18 protein-coding genes and 2 pseudogenes are annotated in these 22,545 nt (G+C 56.3%); 11 read left to right on the forward strand and 9 right to left on the reverse strand.

Translation table 11 applies throughout. The features are described 5' to 3' along the window. The first annotated feature begins 230 nt into the window (after nucleotides 1-230). From LJU29_RS17380 to csrA, 3 genes are all read left to right on the forward strand, one after another. Complete coding sequence (locus LJU29_RS17380) at nucleotides 231-719, forward strand: gluconokinase (RefSeq protein ID WP_005732609.1); 489 nt, start codon at nucleotides 231-233, stop codon at nucleotides 717-719. A gap of 98 nt (nucleotides 720-817) precedes the next feature. Then, the gene (locus tag LJU29_RS17385) at nucleotides 818-2,170 is read left to right on the forward strand and encodes a GntP family permease (protein WP_004667761.1); all 1,353 of its coding nucleotides are present in this window, start codon (nucleotides 818-820) and stop codon (nucleotides 2,168-2,170) included. 558 nt (nucleotides 2,171-2,728) lie between these two features. Beyond that, nucleotides 2,729-2,917: a carbon storage regulator CsrA gene (csrA, locus tag LJU29_RS17390; protein ID WP_002554157.1), complete on the forward strand. Its 189-nt coding sequence runs from the start codon at nucleotides 2,729-2,731 to the stop codon at nucleotides 2,915-2,917. Between the two features lie 108 nt (nucleotides 2,918-3,025). On the opposite strand, the gene LJU29_RS17395 is transcribed toward csrA, so the two are convergent. From LJU29_RS17395 to LJU29_RS17405, 3 genes are all read right to left on the reverse strand, one after another. Then, entirely contained in the window at nucleotides 3,026-4,426 is a 1,401-nt protein-coding gene (locus LJU29_RS17395) for a hypothetical protein (protein WP_005754564.1), read from the reverse strand. A gap of 667 nt (nucleotides 4,427-5,093) precedes the next feature. Next, complete coding sequence (locus tag LJU29_RS17400; protein WP_002554159.1) at nucleotides 5,094-5,354, reverse strand: DUF1652 domain-containing protein; 261 nt, start codon at nucleotides 5,352-5,354, stop codon at nucleotides 5,094-5,096. 489 nt (nucleotides 5,355-5,843) lie between these two features. Further along, nucleotides 5,844-6,326 carry a GNAT family N-acetyltransferase gene (locus tag LJU29_RS17405; protein ID WP_005747636.1) on the reverse strand — a complete coding sequence of 161 codons (483 nt, stop codon included), beginning with the start codon at nucleotides 6,324-6,326 and terminating at the stop codon, nucleotides 5,844-5,846. Between the two features lie 363 nt (nucleotides 6,327-6,689). Between LJU29_RS17405 and LJU29_RS17410 the strand changes: the two genes are divergently transcribed. From LJU29_RS17410 to LJU29_RS17420, 3 genes are all read left to right on the forward strand, one after another. Further along, nucleotides 6,690-7,634, forward strand: a complete 945-nt coding sequence (locus LJU29_RS17410) for an alpha/beta hydrolase (RefSeq protein WP_005754567.1) — start codon at nucleotides 6,690-6,692, stop codon at nucleotides 7,632-7,634. 54 nt (nucleotides 7,635-7,688) lie between these two features. Continuing rightward, nucleotides 7,689-8,126, forward strand: coding sequence for a GNAT family acetyltransferase (locus LJU29_RS17415; protein WP_057423423.1), 438 nt, complete (start codon nucleotides 7,689-7,691; stop codon nucleotides 8,124-8,126). A gap of 109 nt (nucleotides 8,127-8,235) precedes the next feature. Beyond that, nucleotides 8,236-10,356, forward strand: a complete 2,121-nt coding sequence (locus LJU29_RS17420; RefSeq protein WP_122321284.1) for a TonB-dependent siderophore receptor — start codon at nucleotides 8,236-8,238, stop codon at nucleotides 10,354-10,356. A gap of 58 nt (nucleotides 10,357-10,414) precedes the next feature. Here LJU29_RS17420 and LJU29_RS17425 read toward each other — a convergent pair whose 3' ends face one another. Next, nucleotides 10,415-10,936, reverse strand: a complete 522-nt coding sequence (locus LJU29_RS17425; RefSeq protein ID WP_005754575.1) for a DUF3237 domain-containing protein — start codon at nucleotides 10,934-10,936, stop codon at nucleotides 10,415-10,417. Between the two features lie 224 nt (nucleotides 10,937-11,160). Between LJU29_RS17425 and LJU29_RS17430 the strand changes: the two genes are divergently transcribed. The 3 genes from LJU29_RS17430 to LJU29_RS17440 all read left to right on the forward strand — a co-directional run bounded on the left by LJU29_RS17430 (nucleotide 11,161) and on the right by LJU29_RS17440 (nucleotide 14,174). Next, on the forward strand, nucleotides 11,161-11,790 hold the full coding sequence (locus LJU29_RS17430; RefSeq protein WP_005780575.1) for a TetR/AcrR family transcriptional regulator: 630 nt from the start codon (nucleotides 11,161-11,163) through the stop codon (nucleotides 11,788-11,790). Nucleotides 11,791-11,975: 185 nt separating this feature from the next. Then, complete coding sequence (locus LJU29_RS17435; RefSeq protein ID WP_054996456.1) at nucleotides 11,976-13,604, forward strand: methyl-accepting chemotaxis protein; 1,629 nt, start codon at nucleotides 11,976-11,978, stop codon at nucleotides 13,602-13,604. A gap of 141 nt (nucleotides 13,605-13,745) precedes the next feature. Continuing rightward, complete coding sequence (locus LJU29_RS17440; protein ID WP_032701925.1) at nucleotides 13,746-14,174, forward strand: nuclear transport factor 2 family protein; 429 nt, start codon at nucleotides 13,746-13,748, stop codon at nucleotides 14,172-14,174. Nucleotides 14,175-14,202: 28 nt separating this feature from the next. On the opposite strand, the pseudogene LJU29_RS17445 reads toward LJU29_RS17440, so the two are convergent. The 4 genes and pseudogenes from LJU29_RS17445 to LJU29_RS17455 form a co-directional block, all read right to left on the reverse strand. Then, a pseudogene (locus tag LJU29_RS17445) lies at nucleotides 14,203-14,972 on the reverse strand (CAP domain-containing protein). A 138-nt stretch (nucleotides 14,973-15,110) separates the two neighbouring features. Beyond that, entirely contained in the window at nucleotides 15,111-15,974 is an 864-nt protein-coding gene (locus tag LJU29_RS29920) for a methyl-accepting chemotaxis protein (RefSeq protein WP_404940565.1), read from the reverse strand. Next, nucleotides 15,969-16,784: pseudogene (locus LJU29_RS29925) on the reverse strand (MCP four helix bundle domain-containing protein); the annotation flags it as partial. The pseudogene LJU29_RS29925 and the gene LJU29_RS29920, both read right to left, overlap by 6 nt. Nucleotides 16,785-16,935: 151 nt before the next feature. Then, on the reverse strand, nucleotides 16,936-17,661 hold the full coding sequence (locus LJU29_RS17455) for a GNAT family N-acetyltransferase (RefSeq protein WP_054996453.1): 726 nt from the start codon (nucleotides 17,659-17,661) through the stop codon (nucleotides 16,936-16,938). Between the two features lie 567 nt (nucleotides 17,662-18,228). Between LJU29_RS17455 and katB the strand changes: the two genes are divergently transcribed. Further along, the gene (gene katB, locus LJU29_RS17460; RefSeq protein WP_004665787.1) at nucleotides 18,229-19,734 is read left to right on the forward strand and encodes a catalase KatB; all 1,506 of its coding nucleotides are present in this window, start codon (nucleotides 18,229-18,231) and stop codon (nucleotides 19,732-19,734) included. A 61-nt stretch (nucleotides 19,735-19,795) separates the two neighbouring features. Further along, the gene (locus LJU29_RS17465) at nucleotides 19,796-20,356 is read left to right on the forward strand and encodes an ankyrin repeat domain-containing protein (protein WP_005734718.1); all 561 of its coding nucleotides are present in this window, start codon (nucleotides 19,796-19,798) and stop codon (nucleotides 20,354-20,356) included. Nucleotides 20,357-20,368: 12 nt separating this feature from the next. Here the strand turns inward: LJU29_RS17465 and LJU29_RS17470 are convergent, their stop codons facing one another. After that, entirely contained in the window at nucleotides 20,369-22,462 is a 2,094-nt protein-coding gene (locus LJU29_RS17470; protein ID WP_257110988.1) for a hybrid sensor histidine kinase/response regulator, read from the reverse strand. Between the last annotated feature and the right edge of the window lie 83 nt (nucleotides 22,463-22,545).

Below are 22,545 nucleotides of genomic sequence, written 5' to 3' on the forward strand. Positions count from 1 at the left end.
AGCGCTGTCTCATGGAAGGTGACAATGCTTTATCGCTGGTTTCACATGGGCCACCCGGTCAGGGTCGCCGCGGAGAACAGCCTCCAATGCTTATTGACGAGCCCAAAACAACGACAAAAACTGGAACAGCCCGGGCTGAGCCTGATGTCCACCGGACAAAGACAGCGCTGTCTCCAGATGAGGTGCCTACTGTGACAACTGCGAATACTGCTATTTCCGCCCTTGTGGTAATGGGTGTCTCTGGCTGCGGCAAAAGCGCCGTCGGTGCCGAGATCGCCCGCAACAGCGGCGGTCGCCTGATCGAAGGCGATGCGTTCCACCCTCCCGCCAATATCGAAAAAATGAGCGCCGGAACCCCTCTCAATGATGACGACCGGGCCGGCTGGCTGACCCGCCTGGGCGAAGAGATGGCTGCTGCCCTGGCAAACGGTGAGCACCCTGTGCTGACCTGCTCCTCACTCAAGCTTATCTATCGCCAGCGTCTGCGCGATGCCGTACCCGGCCTGGGTTTTGTTTTCCTGGAACTTACCAAGGAACTTGCCGCCGAACGTTGCTCGCACCGGCCGGGGCATTTCATGCCCGCCAGTCTGGTGGACAGCCAGTTCGCAACCCTCGAGCCGCCTTACGGCGAGCCGCTGACGTTGATCGTCGACGCATCGCAGCCTATCGATGTCATCGGTGAACAAGCCGCAGCATGGTGGAAGGACTCCCACGCCTGATAAAGGCGTGAGCGCAGAAGACAGCGCTGTCTTGCGTACACACGATAAACGTCGGCGCTGTTAACAGCTCCTTAAAACAATAAACCGGAGAAACACCCATGTTCGGTATGACCCATGAGACGTTCCTGCTCGTCGATGCGCTGGTGACCATCGTCGGCCTTGTACTGTTGATCACCACCTTCAAGGTACACCCTTTCGTCGCGCTGACCCTGGCGGCAGGCTTTCTTGGCCTGACCTCTGGAATGCCGGTTGAAAAAGTCATGAAATCGTTTCAGGACGGCTTCGGCGGCGTACTGGGGTTTGTCGGTATCATCCTCGGCCTGGGCACCATGCTCGGCAAGCTGATGGCGGACTCGGGCGGCGCGGACCAGATTGCGCAAACGTTGATACGCACCTTCGGCAAGCAGAAAGTGCACTGGGCCATGATGTTCTCGGCCTTTCTGGTGGGCATCCCGCTGTTCTTCGAGATCGGCTTTGTGTTGCTGATCCCGTTGGTGTTCATTGTTGCCCGTCGTACCGGCGTATCCATCGTCAAGATCGGCATTCCATTGCTGGCAGGCCTGTCAGCCGTGCACGGCCTGGTTCCGCCACATCCGGGTCCGTTGCTGGCCATCGGCATTTTCGGTGCCGACATTGGCAAGACCATTTTCTACGGACTGATCGTTGCACTGCCGACGGCCATCATCGCTGGCCCGATCTTCGGTAGCTGGATTTCAAAAAGCATCCCTGGCACTCCTTCAAAGGAACTGATGGACCAGATTGCCAAAGAGTCGAGCACTGAGAACCTGCCAGGCTTCGGTATCACGCTGGTGACCATTCTGCTGCCGGTCTTCCTGATGCTGCTCAAGACCTTTGCCGACGTGGTGTTGCCGGAAAACAACATGTTCCGCATCTGGATGGACCTGATCGGTCACCCGATCAGCGCCCTCCTCGCAGCGCTTTTGCTGGCGTTTTACACCTTTGGTGCGGCGCGTGGCTTTGACCGTACAAAAATCATGAAACTACTGGACCAGAGCCTGGCACCGGTTGCCGCAATCGTTCTGATCGTGGGTGCAGGCGGTGGCTTCAAGCAAATGCTGGTCGCCAGCGGCGTGGGCGACGTGATCGGACACATGGCTGTGCAGGCTCAGATCAACCCGATCATGCTGGCCTGGCTGGTGGCTGCCGTCATCCGTATTGCAACCGGTTCGGCTACCGTGGCAACCATCACCGGCGCAGGGATCGTGGCACCCGTGGTCGGCCTGATTCCTGGCGTCAACCGCGAACTGCTGGTGCTGGCAACCGGTGCCGGCTCGTTGATCCTCTCGCACGTCAACGATGCCGGTTTCTGGCTGGTGAAGCAGTACTTCAACATGACGGTTGCCGAAACCTTCAAGACCTGGACGGTGATGGAAACCATCCTGTCGGTGGTCGGCCTGATCTTCATCATGTTGCTGTCGATGGCGCTTTAAGCCCAATTCCGGCAGGGCCTTTGCGGGCAATGAAACCCGCGAAGGCCAACGCCTTGCTGTACATCGCATCTCTGCGCCACAGCGCGCACTCCGGATCGGCCACCCAGTGTCCCTAATAGCGTCAACAAGCCTGAGCGTAGTAGCGATGGCGACCCGGCAGCCCTTTCCTACATCCTCGTTCGACACTTTCAACTGAATTTTCAGAAAGTCCGAGCAATCTCGCAAAGTCATGCCTACGCTTACACTCATGCCGAGATGGGCTTATCCCGCCTCGTCGAGTGAGACGATGACGACCTCACAGCGTGCAGCGGTTCACGATACTTTTTACATGACGCCAGTAAATACGGGCATTTTCACGTCGAAACGGGCAGAATTGGCGCGCTCGTCGTATCGCAGATGCAAATCTCGATGACAAGAAAATGAACCGAGGGAATTTAATTCACCCATGTGACGTCATAAGACGGATGCATTTGGATGCACTCGGCAACAATCACCACGCAAAGGCAAACGCCAGCCTCTTGAGAGAGGCGTTTTCAAGAGGCCATCAAGGAAAAGATTATGTTGATACTCACTCGCAAAGTAGGCGAAAGCATAAACATCGGTGACGAGATCACTGTCACGATTCTTGGCGTTCAAGGGCTTCAGGTCCGCCTGGGCATCAATGCACCAAAAAATGTTTCAGTGCATCGTGAAGAAATCTACAAACGTATCCAGGCAGAACTGGCTCCGAACCAGGACCCACAATAATTCCTGCAGTACCCCTTATTCAATGTTGATTTGCCATTTACTGGCAGACAGCCGTACGGCGTCCCTGGGGCGCCGTTTTTTATGGTGCTGTTTACCTGTAATTGCTGCCTAACCCGCCTGAATGTGAAGCGCTGCCTGCATGAATAAGTCCATACCGATCATCTCGGGAACAGCAGCTGGACAGGACAGCCTGCTGGTGACGGCCTCAACCACTGCTCGGCTTGCATCATGGTGAAACTGCCAGACGCCGTAGATACGTCCATCGAAGGCGGGTTCACTGCCCAGATGCGGATCGACGCCAAGCCCGGCCCCCAGACCAAAAATATACAGGCCCTTCATTCGACGACCCTGCTGGTCCAACGGACAGCCGCAAGCGTCGGACTCAAGACCGCCCTTTGTCTCGCGCAGGCTGATGAAGTTGCCTTCGGCATCTTTTATCGTCGGCAGCACAGGTTGATAGCCAGAGCACTGCACGATCACCGCCGAGTCGGCAAGCGCGAGTCGGGCCGGCTCGTGGTCATCAGGTCGCCCGCCCAGCGTTTGAAACATCTGCACCCGCACGCCCGTCTTGCCGACACGGCCGCTACACAGCGCCTCGCGCCCAATGTCCAGCGCTCTATAACGCAAGCCGCCGGAGCGGTTGACTCGGCCTGATACCGGACACACATCGTGTTGGGCGTCGAAAAGGTAACCAGCTGCCTGTGCTTGTTCGACACTTTCGTAAAACAGCCTGATGCGGCTTCGATGAATAAGCGTCAGTTCCTGCAAGCCCGCGAACTCTAGTGCATCTGCCAGATTTTCCAGCATTGAAAAGGCACTGTGTGATCCACCCACAATCGTGATTCGCCCTTTACCGGCCAGCGCGGGACCGAACACTTCGCGTAATTGCACCGCATTCATACGCAGCAACCTGTCCGCGCTCTGAATACTCACATTGCCTGGCAGCACCAGCCCCTGCCCGGCGAGAGCGTCAATCAGGTGCTGTGGGTCCTGACGCCCACCCAGATTGAGTACCAGCGCCCGGCAGCGCACACGTCTTTTGCCGTACGGACCGTCAACGTGCAGGCAAAATGTGTCGCCGTCACTGACCACTTCATTAATGGTCGTACCGGACCAGACTTTTACTCCGTAGCGTTGCACGATGTGGTCCAGCACCAGCCTGGCGGCCTCGGCCATGAGCAGACCGGCATCAGACAGCTGCGGCGCGCTTTGCGCCTGCGCTTTGATACGCCAATACGCTGCCGAGTTTTCCAACGGCTTGAATACCTCACGTAATGCCGGATCGCGCAGGCAATCGATGAATACATCGCCCACAGAATTGGCGGTAATCCGATACTCCCCCAGCACGCCTGCTCCGGGCCGGTCGCTTGCATCAATGACGACCAATCCTTTCGCGGCAATTCTTGGCATTGCGCCGGTTTTCAGGGCATTGAACAAAAAACCCATGCCGGCGAGCCCGGCCCCTCCGACGACGCAGCCGCAGGTTGTTTCCATACCGTTATCAAACATGATGATGCTCCATCGTCATTTCATACGTTGGTGCAGCACAGAAGTTCTGGATGATCGAGTGCCTGGCTGATCAGGCGAACCAGCGTCCCTGCACGATTCGAGGCGAAACACATACAACCGAACACCGACAAAGGCTCATTCACCGAAGTGATGAGTCGTCATGAAACAGTGTTTTTTTACAGAAAGTTACAACACGTAAAACAGGCGGGACCTTGAAGTAACGGAGTGGGCAGTAAAAACCGCTCAATGCTACCGCCCGTTTTTTAAGGCGGCGTTTTTATCAAGTGGAAAAGCGTGACAATGCGTTACGCATTCAGGAGGCAATCGAATAGTTGCAAAGAAACGCAAAAGTGTCAAATAGGCAGGGCGTTGAGCAACCCGTTCAATAGCGCGCTATAACCTGATGATTTCACGGCGCTTGTACCTTTTTAAAACCTTGACGTGCGCATGGTTCAAGACGGTTAAAAAGTTTCATGAATTTCTATTATTTTTTTATCGCCCATCTCCGAAACAGCATGACTCCGACGCTGTTAAATTGACGGGCTACCGGGCAGCGAGTTTTGCCCGAAAAAAGTAGAACCGGCAACCGCACCTACGACAAGGCCCCGATCAACACTGATCGAGGCCCTGCTGCGTGATGCCTGGGCATCAGAGGGATGAAGCAGTATCAGGCAGCGCTGTAATGCGCTTGTGACGCCTTGGCTTTTGCCGGTTCTTCACGCAACCCGGCTACCAGTGCAGAGATATCCCGGACAGTCTTGATACGGCTGAGCGGGAGGCTCGTCTGACGATGGGTACGCCCGGACACCGGATCGCTTATTTGCACCGTCATCTGATCGTTGGCAATGGTGCAGGTGCAACGCAACGGCAGGAATGCACGTTCAACGATACTCCTGAGTTCTAACTCAGACAGTCCACTCGTAATCATCTCTTTATCTCCTTATGGGTGTAAGCATGTCTCTTTATCTCCTTATGGGTGTAAGCATGTCCCGACCATGACAAATTTTGACAATTTTTATTGTTGATGACTCTTTTAAAAAACGGCCCAGACCAGCCCGCCAATTATCTGTCGTCACTCGCGTTATGCTTAAGCGAGTTATACACCTCTCGCAGCCCCTCTAGCAACTTCCACAACCGAATATCCTTGCTCCTTTTAATGCTGTCCCTTATTGAAGAATCAACAGAAAAAACGATTCACCGTAATGATTTCCAGCGTACTACGGCCTGACGTGAATCACGGCGTACAGAACTCACACTAGAAAGCAGCATAAATACTGACGAACGGTCGACTGTCGGGACGGCGTTATCTGAAAAAATAACCAGACACTGTTATCGAGTCGCTTGAAAAACGGGTTGAAGATAAAAGGCACGCCCGGGCCGATGCAATAATGGCCGTGCGTGCCCCCGCATGAAAAACTTACTGTTCCGAGCCAGACAGACGCAGATGGATCAGCGCCACCCGGGCACCTTTTTTATCGCGTTTCTCTTCGATGGCATAAGGGCGAAAGCCCATCCGCGGGTAAAACAGCAACCCGGGGACGTTATGGTTGTAGCAGGATGCAATCAGCTCAGTCGCTTCGTGCTTGTCAAATGCGATCCCCATCATACTGGTAATCATATAACGCCCTACCCCTTTGGAGCGGGCCTTCGGAGCGATGATCACATTACCCAGCGAGCAACGGCCGCGAAATTTGCATTGAGAGAAATTGGCAAAACCGACAACTTCGCCATCCATCTCGATGACGGTCGAGTCGTGTCGGGTCTCCAGTGCTTCGCTGAGTTGCGAGGCAGTCAGCGGGTAAGTCGCTCTGGGGAACATGTAGAACAGTTCGTCGGCATTCTGCGGCAGTTCGCAAATCGTGGGGATGTCTTTTTCTTCCAGGGGGCGGTGATGGAACATGAGCGATAACCTCTTGAAGAAATTGAAGAAAGCGCGAGTAAACGTTAAGCAGATCGGCGATTTGGGCGACAGCTGGTGACAAAAATACAGCGCCTGTCCCTTCACAGCATAATCCCCGGCTATCGAAAAGGGCACCTCAATAACGAATTGTGCTATTGAGCGCCTTTGTTGACGCTGCATTCGGACCTCTTGGCGCAACGTATTGAAGCGTAGGGGGTTGCGTGTACATCATGATTGCTCAGCTTGAAAACATACCCGGAACCCCGCTGTGCAATATTCTGTAACCCATGTTTGGTGGTTCATCTTGCAACCCTGACGCAGAACCGGCATTTATTTCACTTTGTTGACTGGATCATGCGTCTTATGCCGATTTCGCCCCTGGCTCGCTTCAAGGCTCGTCCGATCAAATGGGTCTGCATGTTAGCCATCATTATTGGCCTCCCGGTCGGCTGTGCAGTGCTTGAGCACAAGGAACGCGAGCTGGTGTTTCGCATCGAGCCCGGCACCGCAAGCTGGTACAGCGGCCTGCCCGCCGATGTGCAGGAGATCGAACTCAGCGCACCGTCATTTGGACCATCGCAGAATATCCACGCCTGGTGGTGGCCCGCATCGGATAAGAACGCCCCGGCCGTGCTTTACCTGCATGGCTCAAGATGGAACCTCACCGGCCAGTTGTTCCGTATCCAGCAACTCAAGGCACAGGGCTACTCGATACTGGCAATCGATTATCGGGGTTTCGGTCAGAGCATGGGCCAGCTGCCATCCGAGAAGTCGGTGTACGAAGATGCACGCATCGCCTGGGCACGCCTGAAACAACTGCAGCCCGATCCGCAACGCAGACTTATATATGGGCACTCGCTGGGCGGTGCAGTTGCGGTGGATCTGGCAGCCGAACTGGGCAATGACGCAGAAAAAGACAACGCGCCGATTCAGGCCCGCGGGCTGATAATAGAATCCACCTTCACCGACCTGGCCGATGTGGCCACTGCGCTGGCCAATACCTCGCTGCCTGTGCGCTGGCTGCTGTCGCAGAAGTTCGACTCTCTGGACAAGATTGCAGACATCCACATGCCGGTGCTGATCGTGCACGGCACCGAGGATCGCTACGTACCGGCACGCTTCAGCGAGCAGCTGTTCGAAGCAGCGCGGGAACCCAAGAAGCTGATACTGGTGCCTGGCGGTACACACAACAACAGCATGCAGATCGGACAGCCCGCTTATAGTCGGGCCATCCGTACGTTGCTCGATACACCGGCATCACTGCCCAGGGTCACAACACAGGACCAGCCGTCAAAGAACGCCGGTTAGACATGGCCGGACACGACGCAGTAGTCTCTGGGCTCATCACTCAGAGACCGCGCAATGAACTGCATTGTCGAGTATTCAGACCCGCATCACCGCCTTGCCGTCATCGAGCTGTGGAAGACCGTCTTCAATGACCCCATGCCGCATAACCGTCCGGAGTTGTCGATCGACAAGAAACTGGCTGTCGGGGACCGGCTGTTGTTCGTCGCCGTCATGGACGCCCGCGTGACCGGGACCATTCTTGCCGGTTACGACGGCCATCGCGGCTGGCTGTATTCGGTTGCAGTTGCCCCGCACCAGCGTGGCAAAGGACTGGGAACAGCACTGGTCAGGCACGCAGAACAGGCTCTTACGGACCTTGGCTGCGTCAAGATCAACCTGCAGATTCATACGTTCAACGAAAGTGTGCAGGCTTTTTATCAAACATTGGGGTACACGCCCGAGCCCATCATCAGCATGGGCAAGCGGATTGACGCCAACGTCGATAGTCATTGATAACCTGAAAGGCCCCTGTTTGCAGAGCACCGGGCTCAATCATTTATTTACATGAGAATCAGTATCAAATTACAATTATTGCTATTAACGTCCTTGCTGAGCATTTCCCTTGAGCACCTCCTCCCAATGCCCTCGCCGTCCCGGCCCTTTTTTGCTGTCCGCACTTTCACTGGCGATGTGCGCCAGCGGCGCAGTGCATGCTGCTGAAACCGCAACCTTGCCTGCCACGCAGGTATCCGCCGCCGCTACCGAAGGGCGGGAAGGCTACAGCGCCGAAAGCACCAGCACCGCGAGCAAAAGTGATGTACCGATCAAGGAGGAGGCACAGTCGGTCAATGTGGTAACGCCGCAGACCATCGCCGACTACAACGTGCGCTCACTGGACGATGCCATGAAGTTTGTCAGCGGCGTCAGCCAGGGCAACACACTGGGCAACACCAAGGACTCGGTGATCAAGCGTGGCTTCGGTACCAACGACGACGGCTCGATCCTGCGCGATGGCGTACGCTCGGTGGTATCGAAAAACTTCGGTGCCACCACCGAGCGCGTTGAAGTACTCAAAGGTCCGGCATCGCTGCTGTACGGCGCGATGGAGCCGGGTGGCGTGATCAACGTGATCAGCAAACAACCGCAATATGTGCAAAGCACCACGCTCAGTGGCTCGGCCTACAGCGAAGGCGGTGGCAGTTTCGGCATCGACACCACCGGACCGCTTGGCGATTCCGGGCTGGCCTACCGACTGGTGGCAGAGCGTCAGAGCGAGGACTATTGGCGTAACTATGGCGTCGATCAGCACACCCTGATCGCGCCCTCGTTGTCCTGGACCGGAGAACGCGCCAGCCTGACGCTCGCCTACGAATACAACGACTACATCAGCCCGTTCGACCGCGGCACGGTGTTCACAGGTGGTCATCCGGCCGATATCAGCTATGACAAGCGGCTCGACGAAAAGTGGGCCAATACCGTGGGCATCAGCGAAACCGCAACCGCGCGCTTCGAGTATCAGCTCAGCGATGACTGGAAAACCCGTCTGACCTACGGCTGGAACAACGACCGCTACAGCCTCTCGATTGCCCAGCCAAGCACATTGTCCAGCAGCGGTGTGCTGCGTCGTCAGGCCAATGGCGGCCACTATGATTATGAAACGCGTTATGCCAGTTGGGACTTCATCGGCAAGCAAGAGATTCTTGGCCAGCAACATGATCTGTTGATCGGTGCCGAGCAGGAAGACTCCGACAAGTATCGTGGCAAGACCTACCGCAACACGGCTCAAAACGGCTTCAATATCTTTTCGCCCAGCTACGGCAGCCTGGCTGAACCCAGTGTCGTCAGTACGACCACCAGCAACCTGAGCAATCAACTGACCTCGTCGTCCATTTACCTCAAGGACAACTGGCACCTCGATGACCGCTGGATTCTGGTCCTGGGTGGTCGCTATCAGCATTATGACCAGTACATCAAACAAGGTCTTGGTGCTAGCCGAGTCACCAATCTGGACAAGAATGACGATGTATTTCTGCCAATGGCCGGTCTGGTATTCAAGGTCAATGAAGACCTCTCGCTGTACGGTAACTACAGCCGTTCGTTCGTGCCCAACGACGATGTGAACGATGACGGCACGACCTTCGACCCGGAAGAAGGCCGCAGTTACGAAGTCGGTGCCAAATATGCACTGGCACCGGCGCTTAACCTCAACCTCGCGGTGTTCGACATCGAGAAGAAAAACGTCGTCACCCCCACTGGCGTGACCGGCGTCAGCGAAGCAGCTGGCAAGGTCGGCTCACAAGGTGTGGAGCTGGACGTGACCGGGCGCATAGCCGAGCGCTGGGACATGATCGGCACTTACGCTTACACCCACACAGAAGTGCTGGATGATCCAAGCAACAAGGGCAATCGTCTTAGCCAGGCACCCAAGCATACGGCCAGCCTGTACCTCACCCACCATCTGCAAGTCCCGTCCGGTCTGGGCGACTGGCATGCAGGTGGCGGCGCACGCTATGTGGGCGAGCGCGCTGGTGATGATGCCAATACCTTCTGTACGAGCAGCTACACCGTAGCCGATGCGTTTCTACGCTGGGATGTGCCGATGGCCGGTTACAAGACGCGCCTGCAATTGAACGTCGATAACCTGTTCGACAAGCAGTACTACCCGTCCAGTACAGGCAGCCAGTTGCAGGTCAACGTTGGCGAGCCGCGCACCGCGCGCCTGAGCGCAAGTGTCACTTTTTAACCAGTTACAACGGAGCAGGCCTGCAACGGCCTGCTCCACTCCTAACCAAAGGGACGAATCAGGACTTCATCCGATAAAAACTGATCAGCGTTTCATTGTCTTGAATGTATTCGGTCTTGCCAATGAAGGCGCTCTTTTCCAGCCATTCATTAGGCCCAAGGGAAACCTTGAAGCGCGGCGTGCACGTGCATTGGTAATGGCCGTCACTGATCGGCCAGACCCCGTTCTGCAATTCCTGCTGACCCAATTCGTCCATGAGCAGAACACCCTGGCTTTCAACGCTGATCAATTCACCCAATTGCGTGACCAGAGTGAAACGAGTGTCCAGAAAGGCAAGCTCGGATGACAATTCAACCTGCATACTGCTGCCGCCAGCCTGCACCAAGCCGCTGAAATATTCGGCATGGAACTCTCCGCCCAGAATCCTGCTGCTGCTACGCAGTCCATCGCTGCATATGCCCATAAGCACAGGAACGTCGGTCTTCAGAATGACGGTGAGCACTTTCTCAAGCTGAGGCACCACTGCCGTATTACCACGAAAAGAGCGTTTGACGGGTTTCTTGAAATCGATGATGTTCATGGACCTGTTCACTCCATCGTTGAATGAATTCGGGCAATGGATGGCTGGGCCCAGCCATCGGATTTGCAAAATATAGAGCGCCTCGATACGTCGGCATTTATCTGCGCTGTCTTTTCCAGTAAGCTCCTTGAAACCGGCTGAAATCGTACCGAACGGTTCAGTTCCAGTCTAGAGAATTTTGCATTTACTGTACTACCCGGTTCACTAAGGGATTGAGGATATAAATGAAGGTGCGTACTGAAGCACGCCGCGAAGCCATCATCGATGCCGCAGCAAGTGTCTTCCTTGAAATGGGCTACGAACGTGCGTCGATGAATGAAGTCACCAAACGGATGGGCGGCTCCAAAGCAACGATCTACAGCTACTTCCCCTCCAAGGAGGAGCTGTTCATCGCCGTGGTCAACAGGGTTGCAACCGCTCATCTTGCCGAGGCCGTTTCGGAACTGGCGATCTCTGTCGACAAGGACACAGATGCAGAATTAGACCTGCGAACGCTGTTCACGCGCTTCGGGGAGCGAATGTTGATGGTACTCATCAATGATGACAGCGCGTTGGCGGTGTACCGCATGGTAGTGGCCGAATCCGGGCACTCCGACATCGGCACAATGTTCTATGACTCAGGCCCCAGGGAGTTCCTGCAAACGGTGACGACGCTGATGAATGCGGCCATGCAACGTGGCCAGCTACGTACCACTGATCCGCATATCGCAGCGCTGCAACTCACCTCGCTGCTGACCGCGGAAACCGACATTCGCCTCTATCAACAAACACCCGCACGCTTGAGCGTCGAGCAGATTCAAAGCATGGTCAAACGAGCAATTGATACTTTTATGCTGGGCATGGAAAAGCGCTGATTCACCGGGCTGCGACAGGTAGCCCTCTTTAAATGCTGGTTAAAATGTAAAGCTGCCAGGCCGTGACATATTTGCTTACGATTTATCCGGACAACCTGATTCAAACCTCGATTCCGGGCCCGTATAGCTCATAAAGAAAACCCGAAGACAGGCGATAGCCTGATGCCCACTTCGGAGAAATAATAATGATCCTGCGAAAACTCAATCTTGCACTGCGTTCGGCTTTATGCTTCGGTATTTTTTGCCTGATGATCGTTGCACTGGGCCTACTGGCTTTGCGTCAGGCAGCACTTCTCAACACAGCAGAAAAATTCATCGAAACCAACGTGCTACCCAGCGTAAAACTGCTCGGCTCTCTGGACAGGGAGTTTGTCGGTATCAGGGGCAATAACGCCCGACTTCGTAACCCCCTTGAGCCGCAGGATCGCAAGACCAAGGCACTTAGCGACATTCAGCAGGCCCGCTCGCTGATTGCCGGTCTTTCGGACTCTCTCAGCAAACTGATCGTTACCCCTCAAGGGCGTCAGGCATTCGACGAGCTCCGCAAAGCCAACGCCGACTATCAAACAGCCCAGGATCGCTACCTGGCCTCTGTTGCAGCGGGCAATCTGGAAGGGGCAGTTGCCATTTCCAATGGCGACATGAAAGTTGCGGCGGATCAGGTCGAAAACGCGCTGAAAAAGCTCATCGGCATCAACGACAGCAAAGCGGAAAAAGCGGGTGATCAAGCCGAATCTGCTTATCAGCAAACCTTGTTGATGGTGAGTATTTTTATCGCGGTCGGCGTGATTACTACCCTGCTGCTGGCCTGGATGTACACCCGTAGCCTGACTCAACCGATCGGTGAGTCGCTGAACATTGCGCAACGCATTGCGGCCAATGACCTGAGCAAAGACATTCCACAAGACGGCAGTGATGAAGCGGCCAGGCTGATCGCCGCACTGGCGTTGATGCAAGCCAACCTGCGCAGTGCCCTGACTCTCATCGGCGACTCGTCCACCCAACTGGCCGCTACTTCCGAAGAGATGCACGCAGTCACCGAAGATGCATCGCGCACCATTCAGCGTCAGAGCAATGAGATCGAAATGGCAGCTACGGCCGTCAACCAGATGAGCGCGGCGGTAGAGGAAGTGGCCAGCAACGCCGCATCGGCATCGGAAGTGACGTCTCAATCGAGCACCGCAGCCATGGCCGGACGTGCGCAGGTCGATGAGACTGTCACGGCGATCAACCTGATGGTCTCCAAAGTGCAGATCACCTCAACCGAGGTGCAGGGCCTGGCGGTCATGGCAACGGACATCAGCAAGGTGCTGGATGTGATCCGCGCCATCGCCGAACAAACCAACCTGCTGGCACTCAACGCTGCGATCGAGGCGGCCCGTGCAGGCGAAGCAGGGCGAGGTTTTGCCGTGGTCGCGGACGAAGTACGCGCATTGGCACACCGCACCCAGCAATCGACCCGCGAAATCGAACAGATGGTCGGCTCGATTCAGACCGGCACCGGCAACGCTGTCACTGCCATGGAGCAGACCAGCGTTCAGGCACACAAGACCCTGGAGATGGCCAATGGCGCCGGCAAGGCCCTGCTTGAAATTACCGACTCCATCAGCCAGATCAACGAACGCAATCTGATGATCGCTACCGCTGCCGAAGAACAGGCCCAGGTTGCTCGTGAGGTCGACAGGAGCCTGGTCAGCATTCGTGACCTGTCCAGTCAGACGTCCGAGGGCTCCAATCAGACCGCCATCGCCACTGCCGAGTTGTCGACGCTGGCGTCAGGCCTGAACCGTCTTACCAAGCAGTTCCGCGTTTAATCTCTATCGCCGGGAAGCGCGCTTCCCGGCATCTCTCCTTGTCGAATGGCCTGCCCTGATCTAAGTTGTACGACGACAGATGAATTACTCATCTACGCGGGCTTCGCTCACATTCAATAACGACAAGAAAAAGGGATGAACATGAAAAAGCTGACACTGCTAATGGCGTTTCTGTGCCTGTTTACCGGCTACGCCGCTGCGGCAACTTCTGACGAGACTGATGTTGCCGAGGCGGTAGACAAGCTCACGCAAGCCATGTGGCACAAGGACATAAAGCAACTCAATGCGCTGACCGCCGACAACCTCACATACGGACACTCCAGCGGCACCATTCAGGACAAGAAAGCGTTCATCGCAGACATCGAGACCGGCAAGAGCGCCTTTAACGAACTGAAGATGCTCAATCAGAAAATCATTCTTTCCGGCGACACCGCCCTGGTGCGCAATCATTTCTCGGCACAGGCAGTGAACAGCGGCAAGGTTGTGCCGACCGAAATCGAGAACTTCCAGATCTGGCAGAAGCAGAATGGCCAATGGCTGCTCATCGGCCGTCAGGCATTCCGCTTCTAAACCCACCGGTTCAAGGCAGCAGCAGGCGCTACTGCTGCGTGCCGAACATCGTCGTCCAGTAAATCCCTGCGTCACTTTTCGGGTCCATCGCGTAGGCTGCTCCCAACTCGCGGAAATCAGGACTCATCAGGTTGGCGCAGTGGCCGGGGCTCAGCAGCCAGCCATCCACCACCTTGCGCGCGCTGTCCTGGCCTGCAGCGATGTTCTCACCGACCTGCTGGCCTATATAGCCAGCAAGTTCGGCCCGATCGCCAGGCGTACGGCCGTCGCGATCCTTGTGGTCAAAAAAGTTCTGATTGGCCATTGCCTGCGAATGACGTTGTGCGGCACTACCTGCCAATCGCCAAGACGCGAAGCCACCAGCGAGCGTGCCAGGACAATGCGCCAGTCTCGCCCCTGCCGGCTAACCCCGATGTCGACAAATTGCGGGTCCAGCACTACTCGGCAAAAACTCTCCAGCACCGCTTTAAGTGCCGAGTCAGCGTCATTGGGGCCGGACAGACTGATCGCCTGCACAGTGACCATTGGATAGGAGGCACGCGTCAGCGCCTGTTGCAGGTCCAGATTGCCACTGGCGGGCAGCACCAGACGTGCATCACTGGTCAGTGGCGGCAGTTCCATGGATACCTGCTCGCCACAGCGCTGTGCCTGACCACGATAGGCGTTGATGGATTCGATCAGTTGCGTATCGTCGCTGGCCAACGCAGCACTGGCAAAGATTCCACAGCACAGCACGGCCACAAATGATAACGATACTCTCGGGAGCGACAGGCGCAGGGTGTTGAAAATGACAGGCATGAAAAGTCTCTCTCGGGCTGAGTCCGCCTATGATGCGCGAAATGACCCGGTCGGGCGCAACGCCTTTTTCATGTCAGTGCGGAAATTAGCCACCGAAAAGGCAAAGACGTGCGCCAGACAGTACCGTGTTGAAACGGCTCAAAGCTTGAAGTTGGCGACCAGCGAATTGAACGAGGTGGCCAGTCGCGACAGTTCCTGACTTGAAGCGCTGGTCTGGTTGGCACCTGCGGCGCTCTGGGTCGAAAGGTCCTGAATGTTGATCAGGTTGCGGTCCACCTCGCGGGCGACCTGGGCCTGCTCTTCGGAAGCCGAAGCAATGACCAGGTTACGCTCGTTGATGGTCGCCACACCCTGGGTGATTTTTTCCAGCGCGGCACCGGCACGCAGCGCCAGCTCCTGAGTATTGGTGGCCAGAGACAGGCTCTTGCCCATCGCAGCAACGGCACCATCGGCCCCGGACTGCACGGTGCTGATCATGCCTTCGATTTCCACTGTCGAGGCCTGGGTACGGTGTGCCAGGGCACGAACCTCATCAGCCACCACCGCAAAACCACGACCCTGTTCGCCGGCACGCGCGGCTTCGATGGCGGCATTCAACGCCAGCAGGTTGGTCTGTTCGGCGATACTGCGAATCACGTCCAGCACCTTGCTGATCTCTCGCACATGCCCGGCCAGTTCTGACACAGCGCCAGTGGACTCGGTGATCTCGTGCACCATGGTGGTGATGCCCTTGACCGTATGATCCACCTGACCACGTCCATCGACTGCATCATCGGTTGCAGCCTTCGACGCCTCGGACGTCGACACCGCATTACGCGCCACTTCTTCCACGGCAGCAGTCATCTGATTCACGGCAGTCGCAGCCTGCTGGATTTCGTCGTTCTGGCGAGTCAGTCCGCGGGTGCTTTCATCGGTAACGGCGCTCAATTCTTCGGCAGCAGAGGCTAACTGGTCTGAAGCACTGGCAATTTGTTGAATGGTATTTTTCAGACCGGTCTGCATGTCGGACAGTGCGTCCAGCAGCTGCCCGGCCTCATCGCCACGGTCAGAAACAATCGGCTGGGTCAGGTCACCACCGGCAATGCGCTGAGCACTTGCCACCGCGACCGCCAACGGCCGGGTAATCATGCGGGTGATCAACAGCCCCAGCATGATTGCCACCAGAAAGGCGATGGCCACGCCGATTTCCAGCATCATCAATGAAGAGTTCCGCAGACTCGCAGCGGCCGCAGCACCCTCTTTGATCTGACGGTTGTTGGAATCAATCATAGTGCGCAAATAGCTGCGCACCTTGGTAAAGCCTTCCGAGGACAGTGTGTTCAGTCGGGTGCGGGCAGCGTCTTTATCACCGGCCCTTATCAGATCGACGACCTGTTGGGCGCCGGCAACGTAGCCGGGCATCATCAGCTCAAACTGGTCACCGGCAGCACGCTCGTCATCTTCCAGCGGCGTGGCACGGTAAATCGCAAATACCTTCTGCGCGCGAGCCAGATCCTCGCTCAACGCCTGTCGAACACGTTCCTTGTCGGCTTCAGGAACACCGCCATCCTGCGCATCCAGCAAACGGTACAGTCCACGGTTGTGAGCGGTGAGGCTGGTCAGCGTTTCATTAGTGTTGCTGACAGAAACAAGGTTGTTGGAAAAGGTAAGCTCAAGCGCGTTGCCCAAGCGGGTAACCCCGACCATGCCCAGTCCGCCAACGGCCAGTGTGATCAGTGCACAAACAATGAATGCCGAAAGAAGCTTGGTCGAAAACTTGGACTGACGCAGGAAATTCATGGGGCTTACCTGTTGCTGAATGAGGGACGACATCCGTGCCTGAGAGTGGCCAAATAGTCATGATGTCATAATGACTTCGCTGCATTTGGATCGTTCCAACGCACTCTCCACTTTTTTGATAGATAGCGCTTGTGCAACTACTTCCGTCTATCAATACAGGTCTGCCCGCGCGACACCCTGGCTGTCAGTGCAGCCTTGACGCTTGCGCAACACCTTCCGGCACGCCAGGGTTTTCAAGACGCTGCTCGGCGAACGCCCTGGCATCCCGGGTCATACGGTCGAGATGACGGTCACGCTGCTTCTCTGCATCGACCATCGCTCTCTTGCCGTGCTGTTTGAGCAGGTACGCATGAATCTGACGCACTTCCACCGAGCTGTAGATCGGAGCGATGTCCATGACCGCAAGCAGGCCATCCGTTCCGTGATCCAACGTGTTCATGATGACCTGCGGGCCGCGTGCGCCCAGGACCTGGAAGCCCAGCGCTTCGAAATACGCCACTTTGCCCACCACGCAATACAGTTCTGCGTGCGGGTAGCGGCCGACCATCTTATTCAGCATCGAGCGTGCAATGCCCTGGCGACGATGGCTTTCGCGCACCGCCATATAGGCCACGGCACAAGCCTGTGGATCATCCTGCACAGGCAGGTACAGTAAAAACCCCAATACGGTTTCCGGGTCCTCATCGTCCAGCGCGACGATCAGTTCGACCGCCAGGTTTTGCGAGCCGTCCATGGCGTTCAGGTAGAGATGCACTTCATACCCCACGCCATACTGATACAGGTTGTACAGCGGATTGCTCGGCGCAATGGCTACCATGCTGATGTCGGTCACGTAGTCCACGACCATCTGCTGGATCTGGCTACGGATGAACTCCGGTGGCGGGGTTTGTAGCAACATGATGGTGGGCATGAGACGAGGGGCTCCATTAAACGCGGCGTGGCTGCACAAGGTGTGGCCACATGATAGCGCGTCAACGCTTTCAAAACCGATAATGTCACTTTGCCGCAGGATAACTTAGTTGTAACTTATACGACGACCTTAGAAGACAATATCAAAAAGCCAGCAATCTTGAACATCGCATTATTTAGTTGCACGATCGTTCCACACCGGGACGCCAGCACTTTATTATTGACGAGCTTTCAAAATGATAATGATTACTATTAACCCTAGATGGCGTTATTAAACGCGCCTTTGATTAATACCAACATTTAATAAAAATTCCTTTATTTTCAAGGTTATACATAACTAAAACCATGATTTTTTATACGTTCACCTGTAGCCCGCCTTCCTCATATCCAAGGAAATTATTCAACTAATTGTGAAAGTTTTTACTCGGTTCCTCTCCCCTCTCAGTATTTATCTTAATCACCCCGATATATTTTTATAATCACCGCCCTGCCCTCACGCGCCTAAGATAAACCGGCCTACTAAAAATATGAGGGATTCAAAATGCCGTTATTAAACTGGTCCAGACATATGGTGTGTCTGACTGCAGTCGGTCTCGTTACTGTTCCGACCGCCTATGCAGCAGACACCCTGACTCGCGACAATGGTGCCGTCGTCGGCGACAATCAGAACTCTCAGACTGCAGGCGCCCAAGGGCCTGTCCTGCTGCAAGATGTGCAGCTGTTGCAAAAGCTGCAGCGCTTTGATCGCGAGCGTATTCCGGAGCGCGTGGTCCATGCTCGCGGCACGGGTGTCAAAGGTGAGTTCACCGCATCGGCCGATATCAGCGATCTGAGCAAGGCCACGGTGTTCAAATCGGGCGAAAAAACCCCGGTCTTCGTGCGCTTTTCCTCCGTTGTCCATGGCAACCACTCGCCTGAAACCCTGCGCGACCCACACGGCTTCGCCACCAAGTTCTACACGGCAGACGGTAACTGGGACCTGGTAGGCAACAACTTTCCAACCTTCTTCATCCGTGACGCCATCAAGTTCCCGGACATGGTCCACGCCTTCAAGCCTGACCCGCGTACCAACCTGGACAACGATTCGCGTCGCTTTGACTTCTTCTCGCATGTTCCAGAAGCCACCCGTACGCTGACACTGCTGTATTCAAATGAGGGTACACCTGCAGGCTATCGCTTCATGGACGGCAACGGCGTACACGCCTACAAACTGGTGAATGCCAAAGGCGAAGTGCACTACGTCAAGTTCCACTGGAAGACCCTGCAAGGCATCAAGAACCTTGATCCGAAAGAAGTCGCTCAGGTCCAGTCCAAGGACTACAGCCATCTGACCAACGATCTGGTCGGTGCCATCAAAAAAGGCGACTTCCCGAAATGGGACTTGTACGTTCAGGTCCTGAAGCCTGAAGAGCTGTCGAAATTCGACTTCGACCCACTGGACGCCACCAAGATCTGGCCCGACGTCCCTGAGAAGAAAATCGGTCAGATGGTCTTGAACAAGAACGTCGACAATTTCTTCCAGGAAACCGAACAGGTCGCCATGGCCCCGGCTAACCTGGTTCCTGGTATCGAGCCTTCCGAGGACCGTCTGCTGCAAGGCCGTGTGTTCTCCTACGCCGACACCCAGATGTATCGCCTGGGCGCGAATGGTCTGAGCCTGCCGGTCAACCAGCCCAAGGTTGCGGTGAACAACGGTAATCAGGACGGTGCTCTGAATACCGGCCACACCACCAGCGGCGTCAACTATGAGCCGAGCCGTCTGGAGCCACGTCCAGCCGACGAAAAAGCGCGCTACAGCGAATTGCCGATCAGCGGCACCACCCAGCAGGCGAAGATTACGCGTGAGCAGAACTTCAAGCAGGCGGGTGATCTGTATCGCTCCTACAGCCCTAAAGAGAAGACCGACCTGGTGCAGAGCTTTGGCGAGTCGCTGGCTGACACCGACACCGAAAGCAAGAACATTATGCTGTCGTTCCTGTACAAGGCAGATCCGGACTACGGCACTCGGGTAACCGAAGTCGCCAAGGGCGATCTGAGCAAGGTCAAGTCGCTGGCTGCAAGCCTCAAAGACTGATGATCTGACGTCCCGCTCCAGCGTTTACGACGCCGGGGCGGTTCCAGCCAGGAGAACGCCTGTGAAAAATCTGATCTATGCCTTGCTGCTGTTTGCTGCAGCCGCAAACGCAACCCCACCCGCCCCGGCACCCGCTTCCGAACTGACCGCTGAACAGACCGCCAGCCAGTTGCGCACGCTGTTTTTCGACGCGTCCCGTGAAGGCAACAACCCGATGCTGGACACCTTCATCGAAGCCCATTACGACCTCAACGTGCGTGACGAACAGGGCTATACCGGCCTTATTCTGGCCGCCTATCACGGCCATGAAGATTCGGTGGAACGCCTGATCAATGCCGGTGCTGACCCTTGCGCCAAGGACAATCGCGGCAACACTGCACTGATGGGCGCGATTTTCAAGGGTGAACTGAGCATCGCCAAGCGCCTGGTTCAGGCCGATTGCGGCCCAAACCTGACCAACAATGCCGGGCAGACGGCGGCCATGTACGCGGCGCTGTTCAAACGCACTGAAGTGCTCAAGGCGTTGACCGACCAAGGTGCCGACCTGACCATCCGTGACAGCATGGGCAACGACGTGCAGGGCCTGTCGAAAGGTGAATTCCAGACGCTGCCTGCCCGCTGACGTTTTTTGGACTCAATCCTTGCGTTCGATCATTTCGTAGATGCGGCTGGCGAACGCGTCCATGGTGAACGGCTTGGTGAGCACCCACATCCCCGGATCCAGATGGCCGTTACCAATGATGGCGTTCTCAGCATAACCGGTGATGAACAGCACTTTAAGGTCTGGTCGAATGATGCGCGCAGCATCCGCCAGTTGCCGACCGTTCATGCCGCCAGGCAACCCGACGTCGGTTACCAGCAGGTCGATACGCATATCGGACTCCAGCATCTTCAGCGCAGACGCGCCCTCGCCCGCCTCGATCGGGATATACCCCTGATCCTCCAGCACTTCGGCCACCAGCATGCGGATGGTCGGCTCATCGTCGACAATCATCACCGTACGCTCGGTCTGCGCAGGCGCCGATTCGCAAGTCTCGACAGCCTCGACCTCTTCCGGAGCCCCAAGGTAATGACGCGGCAGGTACAGGCACATGGTCGTGCCCTGCTCAGGTTCAGAGTAGATACGCACCTGCCCACCGGACTGGCGCACAAAACCGTACACCATCGACAATCCCAGACCCGTGCCCTGCCCGAGTGGCTTGGTGGTGAAAAACGGGTCGAACGCGCGGTTGATAACCTCAGGCGACATGCCGGTACCGGTGTCACTGACACACAGCGACAGGTATTGCCCCGGTGTCAGGTCACGGCTCTGGGAGCCGCGCTCGTCAATCCACCGGTTAGCGGTTTCGATGGTGATTCGCCCGCCTCGCGGCATGGCATCCCTGGCATTGATACACAGGTTCAACAGCGCATTTTCCAGTTGCGGGGCGTCAATGAACGTCGACCACAACCCGACTGAGGTCACGACTTCCAGCGTGATGTGAGTTCCGACCGTACGTCGAATCAGCTCTTCCATCCCGATCACAAGCCGGTTGATGTCGACCGGCTTGGGGTCCAGCGTTTGTCGACGTGAAAACGCCAGCAGCCGGTGAGTCAGCGACGCTGCACGCTTGGATGCATCCTGCGCAGCCCCTATGTAGCGATCTATTTCAGTGAAACGGCCCTGGCTCATGCGCGTCTTGAGCAGTTCCAGCGAGCCGGTGATACCGGTCAGCAGGTTGTTGAAGTCGTGGGCGATACCGCCAGTCAACTGACCAACCGCTTCCATCTTCTGCGACTGGCGCAAGGCATCCTCAGCCTGAGCCAGGCGTTCCTGCTCTCGCAACCGTTCGCTGACATCGTAGGCAAACAGATACGCGCCAATGGCCTGGCCTTGTGCATCGCGAAGCGTGCTGTAACGCATTTCGAAGTGGCTGGCCGGATCCTTCGAATCGCTGAAGCTGACGCTTTCCGCAAACTCCTCGCCTGCCAACGCCCGCGTCCAGCGCTGCTTAAGGCCCGCTTTGCTCTGCGGACAGTCGTCCAGCAGGTCGAGCATATTGTCGCCTACCTGAGGACGGACGCCAAAAAGACGCTCGAACTCGCGTAGCGCTGAGCCATTGATGGCCATCCAGCGGTAATTGGCGTCGATGACATGGATGAATGCATTGGTGCCATTGACGACATCGGCGAGCACATTGCGCTCGGCGACGGCCTCGACAATACGAGCCTCCAGCGTTTCATTCATCTGCTGTAACGCCAGCTCTGCGCGCTTGCGTTCGGTGATGTCTTGAAACAACACCGCTACCTGCTTGCGGCTGGCCGGCTCGATGCGGAACGCGGTCAGTGCCAGGTAGCGCCCGGTCGCCACCAGCTCGCGCTCGAAGCGGACCGGCTCACCGGTGCGCAATACCTTGCCGTAGAACTCGACCCAGCCATCCGCCTCTTCGCGAACCATCTCGCGCAGCTTCTTGCCCACCACATTGGGAATGCCGGCGTGATACTCGTAAGCCGGGTTGGCTTCAATATGAATGTAATCGCTCAACGGGCCGTGCGGGCCGTCAAAGAACTCGATGATGCAAAAGCCTTCATCCATCGCGTTGAACAGAAAACGATAACGCTCCTGAGAGTGCGCCAGGGCGTTTTCGGCCTCCTGACCACTGACGCTCAGGCGCTCTTTAAGCGAGGCGTTTTCCTGCTCCAGAGCCGATAATCGGCTCTGGAGATGTTGTAGATCTGTCGGGGTCACGGCGGAGGCACCTGCGGTATGGGTTGCGCCGCGTTCCCTTCAGGCAGGGCGGCACGAGCACGCTACGAGAAAAAACGCTCGGT

It is taken from the genome of Pseudomonas ficuserectae (assembly GCF_024584585.1).
In the GTDB taxonomy this organism is placed as follows: domain Bacteria; phylum Pseudomonadota; class Gammaproteobacteria; order Pseudomonadales; family Pseudomonadaceae; genus Aquipseudomonas; species Aquipseudomonas amygdali.

What these genes read in the sequence shown, in the direction of transcription:
- LJU29_RS17380 (WP_005732609.1), top strand. Translation starts at nt 231, where the DNA reads ATGGGTGTCTCTGGCTGCGGCAAAAGCGCCGTCGGTGCCGAGATCGCC.
- LJU29_RS17385 (WP_004667761.1), top strand. Translation starts at nt 818, where the DNA reads ATGTTCGGTATGACCCATGAGACGTTCCTGCTCGTCGATGCGCTGGTG.
- csrA (WP_002554157.1), top strand. Translation starts at nt 2,729, where the DNA reads ATGTTGATACTCACTCGCAAAGTAGGCGAAAGCATAAACATCGGTGAC.
- LJU29_RS17395 (WP_005754564.1), bottom strand. Translation starts at nt 4,426, where the DNA reads ATGTTTGATAACGGTATGGAAACAACCTGCGGCTGCGTCGTCGGAGGG.
- LJU29_RS17400 (WP_002554159.1), bottom strand. Translation starts at nt 5,354, where the DNA reads ATGATTACGAGTGGACTGTCTGAGTTAGAACTCAGGAGTATCGTTGAA.
- LJU29_RS17405 (WP_005747636.1), bottom strand. Translation starts at nt 6,326, where the DNA reads ATGTTCCATCACCGCCCCCTGGAAGAAAAAGACATCCCCACGATTTGC.
- LJU29_RS17410 (WP_005754567.1), top strand. Translation starts at nt 6,690, where the DNA reads ATGCCGATTTCGCCCCTGGCTCGCTTCAAGGCTCGTCCGATCAAATGG.
- LJU29_RS17415 (WP_057423423.1), top strand. Translation starts at nt 7,689, where the DNA reads ATGAACTGCATTGTCGAGTATTCAGACCCGCATCACCGCCTTGCCGTC.
- LJU29_RS17425 (WP_005754575.1), bottom strand. Translation starts at nt 10,936, where the DNA reads ATGAACATCATCGATTTCAAGAAACCCGTCAAACGCTCTTTTCGTGGT.
- LJU29_RS17430 (WP_005780575.1), top strand. Translation starts at nt 11,161, where the DNA reads ATGAAGGTGCGTACTGAAGCACGCCGCGAAGCCATCATCGATGCCGCA.
- LJU29_RS17435 (WP_054996456.1), top strand. Translation starts at nt 11,976, where the DNA reads ATGATCCTGCGAAAACTCAATCTTGCACTGCGTTCGGCTTTATGCTTC.
- LJU29_RS17440 (WP_032701925.1), top strand. Translation starts at nt 13,746, where the DNA reads ATGAAAAAGCTGACACTGCTAATGGCGTTTCTGTGCCTGTTTACCGGC.
- LJU29_RS29920 (WP_404940565.1), bottom strand. Translation starts at nt 15,974, where the DNA reads ATGCAGACCGGTCTGAAAAATACCATTCAACAAATTGCCAGTGCTTCA.
- LJU29_RS17455 (WP_054996453.1), bottom strand. Translation starts at nt 17,661, where the DNA reads ATGCCCACCATCATGTTGCTACAAACCCCGCCACCGGAGTTCATCCGT.
- katB (WP_004665787.1), top strand. Translation starts at nt 18,229, where the DNA reads ATGGTGTGTCTGACTGCAGTCGGTCTCGTTACTGTTCCGACCGCCTAT.